The 16,649-nt window shown below is 43.1% G+C and carries 16 protein-coding genes; 9 read left to right on the forward strand and 7 right to left on the reverse strand.

The window, feature by feature from the left end; all coding sequences use genetic code 11:
• Window positions 1-6 precede the first annotated feature (6 nt).
• From ACFQZI_RS16005 to ACFQZI_RS16020, 4 genes are all read left to right on the forward strand, one after another.
• On the forward strand, window positions 7-507 hold the full coding sequence (locus tag ACFQZI_RS16005; RefSeq protein WP_377144207.1) for an FKBP-type peptidyl-prolyl cis-trans isomerase: 501 nt from the start codon (window positions 7-9) through the stop codon (window positions 505-507).
• Window positions 508-565: 58 nt separating this feature from the next.
• Window positions 566-1,873 (forward strand): amidohydrolase, encoded by a 1,308-nt coding sequence (locus ACFQZI_RS16010; protein ID WP_377144209.1) that lies wholly within the window; start codon window positions 566-568, stop codon window positions 1,871-1,873.
• A 1-nt stretch (window position 1,874) separates the two neighbouring features.
• Window positions 1,875-2,255 (forward strand): hypothetical protein, encoded by a 381-nt coding sequence (locus ACFQZI_RS16015; protein WP_377144211.1) that lies wholly within the window; start codon window positions 1,875-1,877, stop codon window positions 2,253-2,255.
• A gap of 278 nt (window positions 2,256-2,533) precedes the next feature.
• Window positions 2,534-2,842 carry a low molecular weight protein tyrosine phosphatase family protein gene (locus tag ACFQZI_RS16020; protein ID WP_377144213.1) on the forward strand — a complete coding sequence of 103 codons (309 nt, stop codon included), beginning with the start codon at window positions 2,534-2,536 and terminating at the stop codon, window positions 2,840-2,842.
• A gap of 94 nt (window positions 2,843-2,936) precedes the next feature.
• On the opposite strand, the gene ACFQZI_RS16025 is transcribed toward ACFQZI_RS16020, so the two are convergent.
• From ACFQZI_RS16025 to mutY, 3 genes are all read right to left on the reverse strand, one after another.
• Window positions 2,937-4,472: a serine hydrolase gene (locus ACFQZI_RS16025; RefSeq protein WP_377144215.1), complete on the reverse strand. Its 1,536-nt coding sequence runs from the start codon at window positions 4,470-4,472 to the stop codon at window positions 2,937-2,939.
• A gap of 176 nt (window positions 4,473-4,648) precedes the next feature.
• Window positions 4,649-5,071 (reverse strand): single-stranded DNA-binding protein, encoded by a 423-nt coding sequence (locus tag ACFQZI_RS16030; protein WP_377144217.1) that lies wholly within the window; start codon window positions 5,069-5,071, stop codon window positions 4,649-4,651.
• 23 nt (window positions 5,072-5,094) lie between these two features.
• Window positions 5,095-6,138 (reverse strand): A/G-specific adenine glycosylase, encoded by a 1,044-nt coding sequence (gene mutY, locus ACFQZI_RS16035; protein ID WP_377144219.1) that lies wholly within the window; start codon window positions 6,136-6,138, stop codon window positions 5,095-5,097.
• A gap of 174 nt (window positions 6,139-6,312) precedes the next feature.
• On the opposite strand from mutY, the gene ACFQZI_RS16040 reads away from it, so the two are divergent.
• The 3 genes from ACFQZI_RS16040 to ACFQZI_RS16050 all read left to right on the forward strand — a co-directional run bounded on the left by ACFQZI_RS16040 (window position 6,313) and on the right by ACFQZI_RS16050 (window position 9,254).
• On the forward strand, window positions 6,313-6,615 hold the full coding sequence (locus tag ACFQZI_RS16040; RefSeq protein WP_377144222.1) for an HU family DNA-binding protein: 303 nt from the start codon (window positions 6,313-6,315) through the stop codon (window positions 6,613-6,615).
• A gap of 7 nt (window positions 6,616-6,622) precedes the next feature.
• Window positions 6,623-7,474, forward strand: coding sequence for a tetratricopeptide repeat protein (locus ACFQZI_RS16045; protein WP_377144224.1), 852 nt, complete (start codon window positions 6,623-6,625; stop codon window positions 7,472-7,474).
• Window positions 7,475-7,703: 229 nt separating this feature from the next.
• Entirely contained in the window at window positions 7,704-9,254 is a 1,551-nt protein-coding gene (locus ACFQZI_RS16050) for an Rne/Rng family ribonuclease (protein WP_377144226.1), read from the forward strand.
• A 78-nt stretch (window positions 9,255-9,332) separates the two neighbouring features.
• Here the strand turns inward: ACFQZI_RS16050 and ACFQZI_RS16055 are convergent, their stop codons facing one another.
• Window positions 9,333-9,773, reverse strand: a complete 441-nt coding sequence (locus ACFQZI_RS16055; protein ID WP_377144228.1) for a hypothetical protein — start codon at window positions 9,771-9,773, stop codon at window positions 9,333-9,335.
• A gap of 131 nt (window positions 9,774-9,904) precedes the next feature.
• On the opposite strand from ACFQZI_RS16055, the gene radA reads away from it, so the two are divergent.
• Window positions 9,905-11,389, forward strand: coding sequence for a DNA repair protein RadA (gene radA / locus ACFQZI_RS16060; RefSeq protein WP_377144230.1), 1,485 nt, complete (start codon window positions 9,905-9,907; stop codon window positions 11,387-11,389).
• 139 nt (window positions 11,390-11,528) lie between these two features.
• Here radA and ACFQZI_RS16065 read toward each other — a convergent pair whose 3' ends face one another.
• From ACFQZI_RS16065 to ACFQZI_RS16075, 3 genes are all read right to left on the reverse strand, one after another.
• Window positions 11,529-12,767 (reverse strand): PP2C family protein-serine/threonine phosphatase, encoded by a 1,239-nt coding sequence (locus tag ACFQZI_RS16065; protein WP_377144232.1) that lies wholly within the window; start codon window positions 12,765-12,767, stop codon window positions 11,529-11,531.
• 88 nt (window positions 12,768-12,855) lie between these two features.
• Complete coding sequence (locus ACFQZI_RS16070; protein ID WP_377144234.1) at window positions 12,856-13,986, reverse strand: glycosyltransferase family 2 protein; 1,131 nt, start codon at window positions 13,984-13,986, stop codon at window positions 12,856-12,858.
• The gene (locus ACFQZI_RS16075; RefSeq protein WP_377144236.1) at window positions 13,970-14,944 is read right to left on the reverse strand and encodes a lysylphosphatidylglycerol synthase domain-containing protein; all 975 of its coding nucleotides are present in this window, start codon (window positions 14,942-14,944) and stop codon (window positions 13,970-13,972) included. Before ACFQZI_RS16075 ends, ACFQZI_RS16070 begins: the two co-directional genes overlap by 17 nt.
• A gap of 257 nt (window positions 14,945-15,201) precedes the next feature.
• Between ACFQZI_RS16075 and ACFQZI_RS16080 the strand changes: the two genes are divergently transcribed.
• Window positions 15,202-16,410 carry a PQQ-dependent sugar dehydrogenase gene (locus ACFQZI_RS16080; RefSeq protein ID WP_377144238.1) on the forward strand — a complete coding sequence of 403 codons (1,209 nt, stop codon included), beginning with the start codon at window positions 15,202-15,204 and terminating at the stop codon, window positions 16,408-16,410.
• The last annotated feature ends 239 nt before the right edge of the window (window positions 16,411-16,649 follow it).

Consider the following 16,649-nt stretch of genomic DNA (forward strand, 5'->3'; position numbering starts at 1 on the left):
AAAATCATGAAAAAATACTTACTTATTCTTAGTGTGCTGGTTGTTGGATTAGCCTCATGCTCAAAAGAAAAAACACAACCGGTGCCCGTTGTAGATGTTGCCGCGCAGGCAAAAATAGACAATGACCTGATCCTTGCTTATTTAAACGGCCATCCCAATATCCTGGCAACCAAAGATGAAACTTCTGGTGTATATTACCAGGTGCTTGATGCCGGCACTGGTGAAGCAATAACCCCAAGCTCTAAACTTATTGTTAATTACGAGGGCAAGGATTTAAAAGATGTAGTTTTTGAAGCAAAAGATAATCTGTCTTTTACGCTTCCGCAAGTTATAGCGGGCTGGCAAATTGGCTTGCCTAAAATTAAAAATGGTGGTAAAATATTATTGATTATCCCTTCAAATTACGGTTACGGCCCTTACGTAAACGGTCCGATACCAGCTAATTCAGTACTTATATTTACCATTACTGTAAAATCTGTTGACGGCAAAACACCTGCTGTAGGTTAACACCAAGCACTTTTTATTTCAGGGTTAAAAGTTTATCTTACTGCACTAAACTGTAGCAATGAAAAAACTTTTAACCCTTCTTTTTTGCCTTCCCTTTTTAAGTGGATTGGCTCAAAACGCTTCATCCAAAAAGGTTATTAGCGCCAAAGCAGATGCGCTGGAAAGTAAAATAATTGCCTGGAGGCGCGACTTCCACGAGCACCCGGAGTTGGGTAACCGCGAGGTACGCACATCAGGCATCATCGCCAAACATCTGCAATCGTTAGGTATTGAAGTGCAAACGGGGGTTGCTACTACCGGTGTTGTTGGCACACTTAAAGGTGGCTTCCCCGGCCCGGTGGTTGCCTTGCGTGCCGATATGGATGGCCTGCCCGTTACTGAACGGGTAAACCTGCCCTTCGCTTCAAAAGTAAAAACGCAATATAACGGGCAGGAAGTTGGCGCCATGCATGCCTGTGGCCACGATTCGCACATGGCCATATTGATGGGCGTGGCCGAAATACTGTCATCCATGAAGAAAGACCTGCACGGCACGGTTAAATTTATTTTTCAACCCGCCGAAGAAGGTGCGCCGGTTGGCGAAAAGGGCGGCGCCGAAGAAATGGTGAAACAGGGTGTAATGGAAAACCCGAAGGTCGACGTGATATTTGGCCTGCACATTAATTCACAAACCGAGGTTGGCAAAATAGTTTATCGCCCGGGCGGCACCATGGCAGGGGTAAAGGATCTGCAGATCATCGTAAAAGGTCGTTCGGCACATGGCGCATACCCATGGAGCAGTGTCGACCCGGTTGTCGTATCGGCACAGATCATCACCGGCCTGCAAACCATTGTTAGCCGCAACATTAACGTTACCGAAAACCCCGCTGTAGTTACCATAGGTTTGATACAGGGCGGCTCGCGCTTCAATATCATACCCGAAAGCGTAAAAATGCAGGGCACCGTACGTTACTTTACTGATGGCGACGAGAAACTCATCACCGAGAACGTTAAACGTATTGCAAGCAAAACAGCCGAAGCCAACGGCGCCACAGCCGAAGTACAGATCCCATATAGTAACAAATATCCTGTTACTTTTAATGATATTGCCCTAACCGCCAAAATGCTGCCTACGTTGGAGGCAACCGCCGGTAAGGAAAACGTATTGCTGCGCCCACCCGTTACAGGGGCCGAAGATTTTAGCTTTTACCAACAAAAGGTGCCCGGCATATTTTTCTTTTTGGGTGGGATGCCAAAAGGCGGCAACAGCCTTACAGCTCCATCGCACCACACGCCAGATTTTTACCTGGACGAAGGTGGGTTTACTCTCGGTGTAAAAGCGCTTTGCAATTTAACGTTGGATTATATGGCGGGAAAGGGGAAGTAAGATGGAACACTTCATAACCTATAAAAAATTTAACGATATAGCATTGGCTCAGGAACTTGCCGATGTTTTAAACAGGCATGAAATTCCGTATGAGATTAATGAAGAATCTACTTTGTTTAATCCTACGTTTTATGCGGACGAAACGGCTAAAGATTATGCAGTTAAGATAAATGCCAATGATTTTATAAAGGTTAATGAGATTTTGAAGGTAGAAGAAAGCAAAAGCATTGATACCGCTGAAGTTGACCACTATCTCTATGATTTTACTAATGAAGAACTCTTAGACTTAATTTCTAAACCTGATGAGTGGAGCCAATATGACAACCTGCTGGCAGTAAAAATATTGAAAGAACGAGGCGTAAATGTTACGGAAAATTTTTAACCGAGTTAAATAATAACAGGATAGAGCGCTTAAAACAACCCGAAAAATCGCAGGGAACCTGGATTTTCTTTGGATATTTTTTCGCGATACTCGGCGGAGCGCTGGGTGCATTTATAGGATGGCACCTTTTCACTCATAAAAAAACGCTTCCAAACGGAGAGCAATTATATAGCTATAACGAAAACGACAGAGCGCACGGAAGAATAATTTTTTATTTATCTATAATGATACTTATTGCAAGTGTTGTAATTCGAATTCTATTGGTAAGCTAAGTAAGTATGCCAAACCTCCTCTTCATTTGCAGTAAAAACCAATGGCGAAGCCCAACGGCCGAGTTATTGTTTAGAGGCCATCAATTGCACCAATCCCGCAGTGCAGGCAACAGCGACAAGGCACGGGTGAAGCTCAACCAAAAAATGTTGGATTGGGCAGATGTTGTTTTTGTAATGGAAAACAAGCACCGCGATATTATTAAACAACAGTTCGATGCACGTCATAAACAAATACAAGTACTCAACATCCCAGACGAATATCAGTATAATGATCCAGAGTTGATTGAGATATTAAAAGCGGCGTTGGCTGATTAGCTGTAGTTTCATACTTGTCATTTCAAACAATAGTGACAAATTTTCTGCTATTAATAAGTAGCAATATGCCCTTGTAGAGATTTCTATTGGGTTATTACTTATCCACCTTTTTAAAATCATAGGAATTGTACTCTACAAAATCAGCTAGTTTAACACGTACGCCGGTTACCTTACCATCTACAACTGTAAAAGGGAATATAGCCTTGCCCAATACCGGGTCGGAGAAGGTTACGTAAAACCTGTTACCGCCCAGTGGCTGTAAACGGGCAAACATCTTTGGATGGTGCTCAAAGCGAATCTCCAGGTCGTTGCCAACATCTCCCGGGGTAACTTCGAGGTTCCCGTAAAGGTCGTTCACATATTTACCGGTGTATTTACCGGTAGATAGCTGCGGCTTAAGGTTAAGCATCGTACTGTCGCGCATTTTTTTATCAATTGCCTGGAAGTTAGCTGTATTAGCCTTATTGTACCCCAGGTAGGTATCGTTATAATGATTGTTCTTGTTTTTAAAAAACACGTCTAAAATATCCCAGCGCATAGCCTCATAAAACGAATTCTGATCCGTATTGGTTAAGATCACTATGCCCAGGTTTTCTTTAGGCACCAATGTAACGGAAGATACATAACCATTAACGCCACCATCGTGCATTACCAGGCGGCGGCCGCTATAGTCTTGCAGGAACCAGCCAAGGCCATAAAGTTCAAAGCCGGTTTCGCCATTCAAATGGTTTACGGGGCTTACATAATCCTGCGGCTGGCGTGTAGCAGCAATCGCGGCGGCTGGTATTACCTGCTTGTTGCCCACTTTGCCATTATCAAGCAAAGCCATAACCCACTTACCCATGTCTGCCGCCGACGAGCTGATGCTGCCTGCAGGCGCCAGCCCATCAATATTACAGTAAGGTATGGCAGATAGGCGGCCATCTATCAACGTATGCGGAACGGTACGGTTAAGCGCTTTTGGCATTTCGGCAGTAAGCGCCAGGGTGCTTGTCATGCCCAGCGGGGCAAAAATGCTTTCTTTTAAATATGTTTCCCATTGTTTGCCTGTAACGCGTGGTATTATCTCTCCGGCAGTTAAAAATGCCGAGTTGGTGTAACCCCATGTGGTACGGAAGGGGTAAGTGGCTTTCATTTTACCCAACTTTTCTATCACCTCGTGGCGGCTTAAGTTGGTGTTGTAAAAAGTAAAATCTCCCTGAAAGGTACGGAAACCTAAACGGTGGCTCAACAGATCTTTTACAATCGCCATTTCGCCCGCGGGCCTGTTCTCCAGTTTAAACTCGGGGATGTATTTGGTTACCTTTTCATCAAGCGATAACTTCTTTTCGGCCTGCAGCATCGCTAATGCTGTTGCTGTAAAGGCCTTGGTATTGCTGCCGATCATAAACAAGGTGTTTTGATCTACCTTGCCCGGCAGTCCAAGTTCTTTTATGCCATAACCCTTCATCAACACAATTTTGCCATCCTTAACAATACAAACCGCTGCCCCGGGTATGCGCCAGTTGGTAAGTGCTTTGTTAATATACAAATCGATACTGTCTTTTATAAATTTGCTTCTGTCGGCGTTTTGGGCGTTAACGGCAGTAAAGCCTATAAGGGCGATAATAAGTAGCGATATTTTTTTCATGCGGATGATTTCACGGGCTTTAAACCGCTAATTTAACGCAATATTTAAAGCAGTAATATCTATTTAAATAAAATAGCCTTGATAAATGGCGGGATATTTTCAATATCCAAATTATCACGCAAAATAAAGCCCCGCGGCAATACCGCAGGGCTGATATATAATATGCTTATAATTGGTTAAAAAGGAAGGTCGTCCGCATCGTTGTTACGGTATCCATCAGTATCTGATGTTTTAAGGGCCGGTTTTGCGGGAGCGTCGTTCTCAAAATCGGTTTTGCGGCCAAGCATGGTAAAGTTTTCGGCCACCACTTCTGTAGTATACTTTTTTATACCTTCTTTATCTTCGAATGAACGGGTGCGTAATTTTCCTTCTATATATACCAGTTTACCTTTTTGTAAAAACTTAGCTGCTACATCGGCAAGGCCGCGCCACATAACTATGTTATGCCACTCGGTTTGCTCTACCTTGCGGCCATCTTTATTAAATGTTTCAGATGTTGCTAACGGGAAGCTGGCTACGGCAACGCCACCTTCTAAATGCCTAACTTCAGGGTCCTTTCCTAAATGCCCAACCAGTATAACTTTATTAATTCCAGACATGCCATAAATTAACGGAGAATTATTTAGAAATTAAAAAAATATTTTATAAATATAAAAATAGGCTTGGGCAACGCTAAATTCTCTAAGTCGTTTACATCGGCATAAAACCAATTTACAGGTATTTCTTCGGGCAGATCTTTTAATACAAAAAAACGTATAAATAAATGCTGATGCGTAAGTATGTGTTTAATTATAGCGGAATTATCTTTCAAGGTAATGTTTCTGCCAAACACATTCATCTGCGGCAAGTGTAAAACTTCAACCGGATCTAATAAAGATGGCGTTTCAATTAAAGGCAGATCGTACATATTTGCCCAGATATCGCCCTCTCCGCGTTTGTTCATCAGCATTTTTTGCCCGTCAGAAATTAACATATAGTTAAAAAATCGTTTCCGGATTTTAACCGTCTTTAACTTAACAGGCAACCAGGCGGTAGCGTTTGTTTTAAAAGCAACACAACCTATACGCACCGGGCAAATTCCGCATGCCGGGTTTTTTGGCTTACAAAGCATAGCGCCAAACTCCATCATGGCCTGGTTATGCACCGCAGGCTGCTCTTTATTGAGCATTTGGTTGGCCATTTGCTGAAATATTTTTTTGCCCTTAGGAGAATTTATGGGTTCATCGATACCAAAATACCGTGCAAGCACCCGGTAAACATTGCCATCAACAACAGCCCTGGGTTCGTTAGCAGAGAACGATGAAATTGCCGCGGCTGTATATTCGCCAACACCCTTCAGTTTAATCAGCTCATCATATTTAACAGGGAACACACCGTTGTATTTCTCCTGCACCAGCTGCGCCGTTTTTAACATATTACGGCCTCGCGAGTAATAACCCAGCCCTTGCCATAATCGCAGTACTTCATCCTCGTTGGCTGCTGCAAAGGCAGTTACGGTTGGGTATCTTTCTGCAAAACGATAAAAATAGGGCATGCCCTGCTCTACGCGCGTTTGTTGTAAAATAATTTCCGACAGCCATATAATATATGCATCGGTAGTATTGCGCCATGGCAGATCGCGCTTATTATTATGGTACCAGTTTATCAATTCGGTCGAAAAATCCATCTTATACAAAGTAACGCCTTATCATCTGAGTATCATAATTAACGGGCAAAAATGCCCATTATGCCCTCTCCGAAAAAAAATCTGCTATTTATTTTATTCTTTAATTTTAAAGCGATACTTTTGCAACCCCAAAACAGTTAAGTATTTATACATTTAAATAAAAGAAAACAGGATATGACCAAGGCAGAAATTATAGCTGAAATCTCATCTAAAACAGGAATAGAAAAAGTGGACGTGCAGGAAACTGTTGAGGCGTTTTTCAAGGTAGTTAAAACCTCAATGGTTGGTGGCGAAAACGTATATGTAAGAGGTTTCGGTAGCTTTGTAGTTAAAAAGAGAGCTAAAAAAACAGCCCGTAATATTTCAAAAAACACTGCCATTATTATCCCGGAACACTTTGTACCAAGCTTTAAACCGGCTAAAACTTTTGTTGAGAAAGTAAGAAGCGGTAACAAAACAGCTAAAGCAGCCAAATAATTAGGTTATGAAAGTTAAACAAATAGTTGTAGGCGTAGCAGTAGTTGCTATTATGGGCTATTTGTATTCATTACCGGTTAAGGGTTTGTCGCAAACTAAAGAAGCAACCCGTGGCCAGGCGGCCGCAGGCGCTGCGCCTATGGTTAAGGCAAATGCTAATATAAATGTGGCTACAGTATCTGCATCGGCTAAGGTAAATATAGATGCTTCTGTTGCACAGCAAATAACCACACTTGAAAACAAGCTGAAAACAGCAAGCGATGCTGATAAAGCTACCCTGCAAAGGCAAATAGCCAAACTGTGGGATAGCGTTGCACAGCCAGCCCCGGCGGCCTTCTACTACCTTGATATTGCTAAACAAAGCAATGCCATGGCCGATTGGTTGGATGCCGGTAAAGATTTTAATGCTGCTTACAAGTTGTCGCAGGATACATCGGCACAGGGTACCTATATAGTGAATGCAGTTGACGCATTTAAAAATGCTACCAAACTTCAGCCTGCCAGCCTTGAAGCAAAAACAGGTTTAGGTGTTGCTTATGTAAACGGCGGCGCTATGCCAATGCAGGGTATCGCGCTTTTGCTTGATGTAGTTAAACAGGACCCTAAAAACCACGATGCACTGCTGAACTTAGGCATGTTTGCCATGAAGAGCGGCCAGTACGAAAAAGCGGTTGACAGGTTTAAGACGCTTATTGCGCAAAAAGAAGAGCTTGAACCATATTTTTATTTAGCAGAAAGCTACAAGCAGCTGGGTAAAAAGAAAGAAGCGATTGCAGCTTATGAAAAATGCAAAGATATAATGGGCGACCCTTCTGCAGGCGCGCGCATTGACGAGTTTATAAAGGAATTAAAGAAATAAATAATCACATTTAAACATTATTACTATGCCAAGCGGTAAAAAACGTAAGAGACATAAAATGGCTACCCACAAACGCAAAAAGCGTTTAAGAAAAAACAGACATAAGAAAAAATAAGCTACCTTAAGTAGTTTATTACCCCGGCCTGTGCCGGGGTTTTTATGTGAGTTTTTTTACCCACTTATTAACTCGCGGTGCAGTTTTGTACCGCTTTAAGAAATGGAGTAGCAATTGATAAAAGAATTAATTATCGATTCATCCCCCAATGGGGCTACTATTGCATTATTACAGGACAAACAACTTGTAGAACTCCACAAAGAACAGATCACTAACAACTATACTGTTGGGGATATTTATTTAGGCCGCATTAAAAAAATTATGCCGAGCCTGAATGCTGCGTTTGTGGATGTAGGTTATGAGAAGGATGCCTTTTTGCATTACCTTGATTTGGGGCCGCAGGTACAAAGCCTGCTTAAGCTTACAAAACAAGTACGTAGCGGCGGGTATCAATCGAAGCTTTTAGATAATTTTAAGCCGGAAGCTGATATTAACAAAGGGGGCAAGATCTCTGATGTTTTATCAAAAGGCGTGCTTGTACCGGTACAAATAGCCAAGGAGCCAATTTCTACAAAAGGCCCGCGCTTAAGTTCCGACCTGTCAATAGCAGGGCGGTATGTTGTATTGGTGCCTTTTTCTGAGGTAATATCTATCTCAAAAAAGATCAAGAGCAATACAGAACGCACCCGCCTGCGCAAGGTGGTTGAAAGCATTAAACCAAAGCATTTCGGCGTTATCATCCGTACTGTATCTGAGGGTAAAGGCGTGCAGGAATTACAAAAGGACCTGCTTGACCTGATATCGAAATGGGAAACATTTGTTACCAAGCTGCATGGCACCGAGCCTTCTAAAAAGGTACTGGGTGAAATTGGCCGTACATCTACCATCCTGCGTGATATCCTGAACCCCGATTTTCAGCACATTTATGTGAACGAGCAGGGTATGTATGACGAGGTTAGATCTTATATACATGAGATCTCGCCCGATCTGGAAGGTATTGTGCGTTTACACAAACACAAGGATGCTATTTTTGAGCACCACGGTGTAGATAAGCAGATCAAATCTACCTTTGGCAAAACGGTGAACCTTGCCGGTGGCGCATACCTGGTTATTGAGCATACCGAAGCCCTGCACGTTATTGACGTAAACAGCGGTAACCGTACTGCCAATAAAGAGAATCAGGAAGAGAACGCCTACCAGGTAAACAAGGAAGCCGCCAAAGAGATTGCCCGCCAGCTGCGCCTGCGCGATATGGGTGGTATAGTGGTTGTGGATTTTATTGACATGCACAAGCCAACCAACCGTAAAGAGCTTTTTGACTACCTGAAAGCCCAAATGGCGGATGACCGTGCCAAGCACACCATTTTGCCACCGAGCAAATTTGGACTGATACAAATTACACGCCAGCGTGTAAGGCCCGAAATGAATATTGTTACAAGCGAGGTTTGCCCTGCTTGTGGCGGTACCGGAACAATAAGGCCAACCGTATTGCTGATAGATGATATTGAAACAAACTTCAATTACATACTTACCGAGCAAAACGAGAAAAATATTACGCTTTGTGTACACCCCTACATTGAGGCATACATAAAAAAAGGCTTATTTAACCGCCAGATGAAATGGTACTTTAAATATGGCCAGTGGATAAAAGTGAAAAGCAACCCGGCTTACCAGATCACCGAATTTAAATTCTTCTCAAGTAAAGACGAAGAGATAAAATTGTAGATGGGGGGATCACAGATGTGCAATATGCATATAAAAAAGAGCAGTCATTTTGGAATGGCTGCTCTTTTTTGTTTAAAGTTAAATTGTGGCGTATTGAATTACTTTATTAATAACCGTAAAGTATTTAAATGAGTCATATTGATAAGGTGTATCGAAATGTGCTTCGAGCGTAAACATTAATTCATCTTTATTCACTTCTACCTCTATAGCAGTCAAAAAAAACATCATTTCTATTTCTTCATAGGAGAATTCCGAATAAGCGTCCTCTAAATATGAATAAAACATATACATATAAAATTCATAATCCGAAGGAATGCTTTTGACAAGATCAACTTGATTTACATTAGGTTCAGCATCATTGCGTGTGTTAATCACCAAATCAATTTTGTCTGTACCAATTGTATCAACGCGTCCCATCCAAAAACGCTCTTTAGGCCAAATGTTATAGTATAATTCTCCTATATCTTGAATTGTAAATACTCTTTTTGCTACCCCTTTATTTTTCTTAAATGCAAACATGTGAATTGATTATAAATTTAAATGTAATAAAATAAAAGAATTTAAAAGCTAAATTTATTAGCAAATCGTTCGGTTTTGATTAGCTTTGTCTATCTGCATATTTGCACATCTGTAATCTGCACATTTGAACAATGGCTAAAACTAAAATCGCTTATTTCTGCCAGAGCTGTGGCTACGAATCGCCTAAGTGGCTGGGTAAATGCCCAAGCTGCCAGCAGTGGAATACTTTTGTTGAGGAAATTTTAGAGAAGCCGTCTGCTTCTATCCCTACCTGGAAGGCAAGCCCCGTGTCATCGCAACGCGCCAACAAACCTGTAGAGGTGGGCGAAATTACTTTTAGGGAGGAACACCGCCTGCTTACCCCCGATAAAGAATTTAACCGCGTTTTGGGTGGCGGTATTGTTGCCGGTTCATTGGTGCTTATTGGCGGCGAGCCCGGCATCGGCAAATCAACCCTTATGCTGCAACTGGCTTTAAACATGCCCAATGTAAAAGTACTTTATGTATCCGGCGAGGAAAGCGACCATCAAATAAAAATGCGGGCAGAACGCCTTGCTGCAGTAGGCAGTGAGCAGTTTGAAGCGAGCAGTTCAAAATCCGAAATTGAAAACGGCGAGGCCCTCAACGAAGTTAATCCGAAATCCGAAATTAACAAAGGGTGCTTCATCCTAACAGAAACATCTACCCAAAACATCTTTAAGCAGATAGAAGAGCTACAGCCGGATATATTGGTGATCGATTCTATACAGACGCTTCATTCATCGCATGTGGAATCAACGCCTGGAAGCGTGTCTCAGGTGCGCGAATGTACCGCCGAATTGTTGCGCTTTGCCAAAGAAACATCAACGCCGGTATTCTTAATTGGTCATATCACCAAAGATGGGATGATAGCCGGGCCAAAAATATTGGAGCACATGGTAGATACCGTGCTGCAATTTGAAGGCGACCGCCACCATGTTTACCGCATATTACGCACCATCAAAAACCGCTTCGGCTCATCATCAGAGTTGGGGATATATGAAATGCTGGGGGAGGGGCTGCGCGAGGTATCAAACCCGTCAGAGATACTGTTATCGCAACGCGACGAGCCGTTAAGCGGCATCACCATATCGGCCACATTAGAAGGCATGAGGCCAATGCTGATAGAAACCCAGGCATTAGTGAGCACATCGGCCTACGGAACGCCACAACGAACCGCTACTGGCTTCGACACCAAACGCATGAGCATGCTATTGGCGGTACTGGAAAAGCGCTGCGGCTTTAAGCTTGGCGCTAAAGATGTGTTCCTGAATATTACAGGTGGGATCCGTGTAGAAGATCCGGCTATAGACCTGGGCTTGGCGGCCGCCATTATCTCCTCTCACGAGGATATACCTATCCCTGCAAAAACATGTTTCGCGGGAGAGATAGGATTATCGGGCGAGATCCGAGCGGTTAACCGTGTAGAGCAACGCATTGCAGAAGCACAAAAGCTTGGTTTCGAGCAGATCTTTATCTCTAAGTACAACATGCCAACCGCGGCCAAGGATAAAAAACGGCTCGACCTGTCACGTTACACCATTGATGTAAAAGTAGTGGGCAGGATAGAGGAGGTGTTTGGGTTATTGTTTGGGTAGGGGGATTCACACCCGGCCATCGCTTCGCTCGACCACCCTCTCTTTGCTACGCGGAAAGAGGAGAAAGAATTGCTTTTTCACCCTCTTCTCGAAGTAGAGAGGGTCGCGCACGAAGTGCCGCGGGGCGAGTAGATCTGTCTTACGACATCCTCAGCGTAAGCAGCGTTATATCATCAATAGGCTTGCCTTTTACAACGTCGCTAATGTGGTTCATGAGGGCCGCGTTAAATTTATCGGGAGAAAGATCTCCGTTAGCTATAACAAACTCCAGCAGCCTTTCTTCTCCCCATACTTTCGGGTTTTGCGATTCATAATCCATCAGCCCATCGGTGTAGTTAAACAGTAGGCTGCCCGGTTCAAGATCAATCTCTCCCTCGTTTAAAAAGGGCAGTTCATCAAAGGCACCTATCATGGTGGTACCCAGCTTTAATGGAATAACCTCTCCGTCCGAATATAAGATAGTAGGGTTGTGGCCTGCGTTAATGTAATTAAGCTTACGGGTGCGCTCGTTATATTTAGCCAGAAACAACGTAATAAAACGCTCGCCTTTGGTATTACGTATCACTATTTTATTTAACCGCTCAACAACCGTGGTAAGGTCCTCTTCAATAGCCGCCAAACCGTGCAGACTGGCCTGGAAGTTGGCCATTAGCAAGGCTGCCGAAATTCCCTTGCCCGATACATCGGCAACACACCATAAAAACTCCGCTTCGTTAAGCCTAAAAAAATCAAAATAATCGCCGCCAATATCCTGGTGCGGCTGGTATCGAGCGTCAACTTCTACACCATCCTCTTTATGCTCGCGTAGCGGGATCAGCATGTTTTGCACTTCAACCGCAAGCTCCATTTCGCGCTTAAAACGTTCGGCCTGCAGGCGCTCACGAAAAAGCTTCTTATTCTCTAACGCCACTACAATAACATTAATTAACGTCTGTATAAAGTTCAGATCGTTATTTAACATATCGCCCGAGGTATTAAAATCACCTATCAAGGCAAAAGCAAGCGCTTTGTTTTTATGGTATATAGGTATAAAATAATCGTATTTGCTTAGCACCGCATCCGCATGGCCGGTAAGCCGGGCAGGCGATTTAATTTTGTTTAAATGACCCCAGGTATGGTTAAGTGTTACAGCAGTTTCGATGTTACCGCCATATTTAGATATGCAGCTGTAAGCACCCTCCTTTTCTACCAGGAAGCGAAACTTACCTATTTGTAAATAATTTTTAAGGATAACCTCCAGCATTTGTATCAACGTTGGGGTTGGGGTATTCTTATTTATAGCCCTGGTTACTTCCAAAAGGGAATTTAACTCCGACTGCCTTTTTAGCAGCAGCCCAATCAATTCATCTTCGCCAGAACTATCGTTGTTATTTTGCATTATACTTTAGGCAGACTAAAATAGCGAAATATTCCTTTTTAAAAGGATGACGCAAGGGTTTTTTTACCCTAACCAAAAATGACCTTTGTTATTTTACAATACGCCCCTTCCACGCGTACTTGCGGGTATTGCCAATAAGGCCAACATACACAAAATAAATAATATGGATAGGCCCTAACAATATAAGCAGGCTTACCAAATTAACCCTTTTAAAAAATGCGGTTATAGGCAAAAGAAAAGCTACCTCAATTAAATATTTTAAGAGAAACTGTATCAAAAAAAGCTTTAAATATACCAGGCTATAAAAGCCCAACAGCCCATTCACCAAAAGCGACAGGTTAAAAAGCCAGATACAAACGGCAAGCGCAACCACCTTTTTATCTTTATACCGGGTAGATTTGGATGCCCATCTGCGCCTTTGCTGCAAAAATTCCTGTAGGGTGTGCTTGGCATGGGTGTACACAACGGCATTATGGTTTTTAAAGAAACCTATCTGATGCGGATATACCTCAGCTACCTTTTGCAGCAGTAACTCATCATCGCCGGATGCAAGGTCATCTATGCCTTTAAAACCTCCCACTTCATAGAAAACATCTTTACGATAGGCAAAATTGGCCCCGTTACAGGTTGATGCTCGCCCATTGCCTATAAATGCCGCCCCAATACCTATCAGGTAAGAGAACTCCAGCGTTTGTAAACGCTCAAACAAGCTTGTCTCTTCAAAGTACGTCACCGGCGATGAGATCATCACCGGCTGGTATGTTTCGTAATAACCAACAATAGATGACAGCCACCTGGTGCCCATACGGCAATCAGCGTCGGTACAAACCATCAGCTCGCCATGCGATAGCGCAATGGCCTCGGCAATAGCCTTTTTCTTATACGAATTAAGTGGCTTGTCCTCGTTTAACTGCAGCAGCCTTACACCATAATTGGCGTAACTGCGAATTATATCGGCGGTGCCATCGGTAGAGTGGTCGTCTACAATAATAATCTCGGTTAGCTCTTTAGGATAATCCTGCGCAATAATATCGTCAATGGTATAACTAATGCGGTCGGCTTCGTTACGCGCGGCAATAAGAATGGTTACTTTGGTAGTAAACCCGGTTGTATTGACAGGCGGGCGTTTTAATGCCGCCCAGCCTTTTATAAGGTAAGCGACAACCAAAAGGTATAAACCCGTTAGCGATAAAGCGATAATACTATACAGTGCGATCAAAGAATCTCATTTTAAAAACAAATACTGAACCTATAACGGCCGGGATGATGAGGTTTATTAACCAAATGCATGATACCGCTGCAATTATAGCTATTTGCTGGTTGGTTATATATAAAAACAGGTGCATGGCAGTAAAACTGCGCACGCCAATATCCAAAAGATCCAGCGAAGGCATGGCCGATTGTATAAACAGAAAAACAAATACAGTTAGCATCATTTCTAAAAACGGAATGTTGGGTAACAGTAAATGAATAATTAAATAGTACTGGAACGAGAATACAATGAACCGCGCAAGGCTGTAGCCAATCACCACCATCAGTTCGGTTAAATTGTACCGGCCCATTATCTCAAAAAAGCGGTGGTACTTTTTCAGAAATCTGATCTTGTCGAGCAAAAACACCAGCCATTTTATGTTAAAATAAAACACCAGAAATAGGCCTAAAAACAACGCGGAAAGACCCAAAAGCGCCGCGTAAAGCCAGGTGTTAATATTTAAAAAGTAATATATGAACCAAAGCGAAGCGGTAACCCCCACTACGTTGGTAATTACATTTTGAGCGAATGCGCCAACGGCCATGGCAAACACCCCATGGATGCGCTTACGGTTGGGGAGAAACATTACGCGCCCGCCATATTCGCCAATACGGTTGGGGGTAAAAATAGCCCAGGTAAGCCCGCAAAATACCGCCTCAATAGCAACCCAAATAGATATACCCGTTAACTTTTTAGCCAGATATTGCCACTTTAAACTTTCTAAAAACCAGTTGATTATCATTAACAATACAACACCGGATATAGTATAGATAACTTCGTTGCGGTTTATTACGGATATTAGTTCTTTAAACTGCTTAAGGCTATCATTTTTACCTAAAAACTTGTTGTATATAAACAGGGATGCTAAAACAAGTATGGTTGCTTTAATAAAGTACGAGAATATTTTTTTTGCGGCGGCTGTCAAACTTAAACTTTGTGCAATGTTACAAAAAGGGATGCTATAAGCAGGGGCTAACGGATGCTAATTTTGTACTTGCTTTTAAATTGTGATAATATTGTGTTAATACAAAATGGCTGCTGGTTTTGTTTGCCCTGCCCACCTCATAAAGATTTTATATATTGCACCTGCCTTACCCCTAAAGGTATTTTATTTGTTACCAACGCTTATCATGTAAAACCAAATGCGCGTTTACATGGTAATATCCTTAAAACTATATTTTTATGATGCCTAAAAAAGCTTTACTTATAATGGGCCTTTCTGCTATAGTATCTGTCGGTTATGCTGCCGAAACCCGGGATACTACGCTTGCACCGGTAGAAACTCAAAGCCCAAACACTAATTATAAACCTGCGTTTCGCGGGCAAACGCGTATTGGCGGTATAAAAACTAAAACCCCTTATACAGCAACAGTTATTAACAGTACACTTAAAAATCCCTGGGGGATACATGTTTTGCCCGATGGCCGCTTTTTGGTGACCGAAAAGGGTGGCACTATGCGTCTATTAAAAGCAAACGGCGAGTTTGATAAGCAAATTGCAGGCCTACCGGCGGTTGTATTTAAGGGCCAGGGCGGTTTGCTGGATGTAACTATCGACCCGGCATTCGCCACCAACCGTATGATTTATTGGGGTTATGCCGAACAGGCCGAAGGCGGTTCCTTACTGGCCATTGCCAAAGGGAAACTATCTGCCGATGAAAGTAAGGTAGAAAATACAGAAGTGATTTATCGCGCTACGCCTGCTTACAGGGGCACTTTACAATACGGCTGCCGCATTGTGTTTGACAAGCAAGGCAACCTCTTCATTAGCACCGGCGAACGCAGTGGTAACGATATCAGGATGAAAGCTCAGGACCTTAGTGCCGGCATCGGTAAGATCATTCACATTACCAAAACCGGCAAGGCGGTTGCTGGCGGACCATTTGCCGGTAAAGCCAACGCCCTCCCCGAGGTTTACGCATACGGTATCCGCAACCCCGATGGCCTTGCCTGGAACCCGGCAACCGGCGAACTGTGGGAAGCGGAATTTGGGCCCCGCGGCGGCGACGAGATCAACATTATAAAACCCGGCCGTAACTTTGGGTGGCCGGTGGTTACTTACGGTATAGAATATAGCGGCGAAAAGGTTGGTGACGGCATCCAGCAAAAAGAAGGCGTTACACAGCCCATTTATTATTGGGACCCTACCATATCTCCGGGCGGCATCACCTTTTACACAGGGAACATTGCCGAGTGGAAAAATAACCTGTTTGTTGGCGGCTTAAGCGGCCAGCATATTGCAAGGCTGGTTATACGAGCTAATAAAGTGGTTGGCGAGGAGCGCTTACTAAAAGATAAGAACGAACGCTGGCGTGCCGTGGTAACCGGCAAGGATGGCGCTTTGTACGGATTGACTGATAGCGGGAAGCTTTACAGGATAGCTAAGAAATAATTTAAATAAGAGAAGGGCTGATGTTAACATCAGCCTTTTTTGTTGGCACATAACTTTTTAAAAAAATCCCCGGGGAGGAGCGCGTTAGCTTGGGAAATGGCATGGATGGGTTTTTAGGTGCGTTAAATAATCGCGGTAACAAGGCGTAGAAACACCTCCCTAACCATCCCGAGGGAGGGAGTTACTCATATAATTATTACGTTATGATATGGTGTCGCAACATTGTCACCACTTTAATG

The organism is Mucilaginibacter lutimaris, from assembly GCF_042676625.1.
Lineage (GTDB): Bacteria > Bacteroidota > Bacteroidia > Sphingobacteriales > Sphingobacteriaceae > Mucilaginibacter > Mucilaginibacter lutimaris.

What these genes read in the sequence shown, in the direction of transcription:
- mutY (WP_377144219.1), bottom strand. Translation starts at nt 6,138, where the DNA reads ATGGATTTTTCGACCGAATTGATAAACTGGTACCATAATAATAAGCGC.
- ACFQZI_RS16015 (WP_377144211.1), top strand. Translation starts at nt 1,875, where the DNA reads ATGGAACACTTCATAACCTATAAAAAATTTAACGATATAGCATTGGCT.
- ACFQZI_RS16030 (WP_377144217.1), bottom strand. Translation starts at nt 5,071, where the DNA reads ATGTCTGGAATTAATAAAGTTATACTGGTTGGGCATTTAGGAAAGGAC.
- ACFQZI_RS16005 (WP_377144207.1), top strand. Translation starts at nt 7, where the DNA reads ATGAAAAAATACTTACTTATTCTTAGTGTGCTGGTTGTTGGATTAGCC.
- ACFQZI_RS16040 (WP_377144222.1), top strand. Translation starts at nt 6,313, where the DNA reads ATGACCAAGGCAGAAATTATAGCTGAAATCTCATCTAAAACAGGAATA.
- ACFQZI_RS16065 (WP_377144232.1), bottom strand. Translation starts at nt 12,767, where the DNA reads ATGCAAAATAACAACGATAGTTCTGGCGAAGATGAATTGATTGGGCTG.
- ACFQZI_RS16080 (WP_377144238.1), top strand. Translation starts at nt 15,202, where the DNA reads ATGATGCCTAAAAAAGCTTTACTTATAATGGGCCTTTCTGCTATAGTA.
- ACFQZI_RS16020 (WP_377144213.1), top strand. Translation starts at nt 2,534, where the DNA reads ATGCCAAACCTCCTCTTCATTTGCAGTAAAAACCAATGGCGAAGCCCA.
- ACFQZI_RS16025 (WP_377144215.1), bottom strand. Translation starts at nt 4,472, where the DNA reads ATGAAAAAAATATCGCTACTTATTATCGCCCTTATAGGCTTTACTGCC.
- ACFQZI_RS16055 (WP_377144228.1), bottom strand. Translation starts at nt 9,773, where the DNA reads ATGTTTGCATTTAAGAAAAATAAAGGGGTAGCAAAAAGAGTATTTACA.
- ACFQZI_RS16045 (WP_377144224.1), top strand. Translation starts at nt 6,623, where the DNA reads ATGAAAGTTAAACAAATAGTTGTAGGCGTAGCAGTAGTTGCTATTATG.
- radA (WP_377144230.1), top strand. Translation starts at nt 9,905, where the DNA reads ATGGCTAAAACTAAAATCGCTTATTTCTGCCAGAGCTGTGGCTACGAA.
- ACFQZI_RS16010 (WP_377144209.1), top strand. Translation starts at nt 566, where the DNA reads ATGAAAAAACTTTTAACCCTTCTTTTTTGCCTTCCCTTTTTAAGTGGA.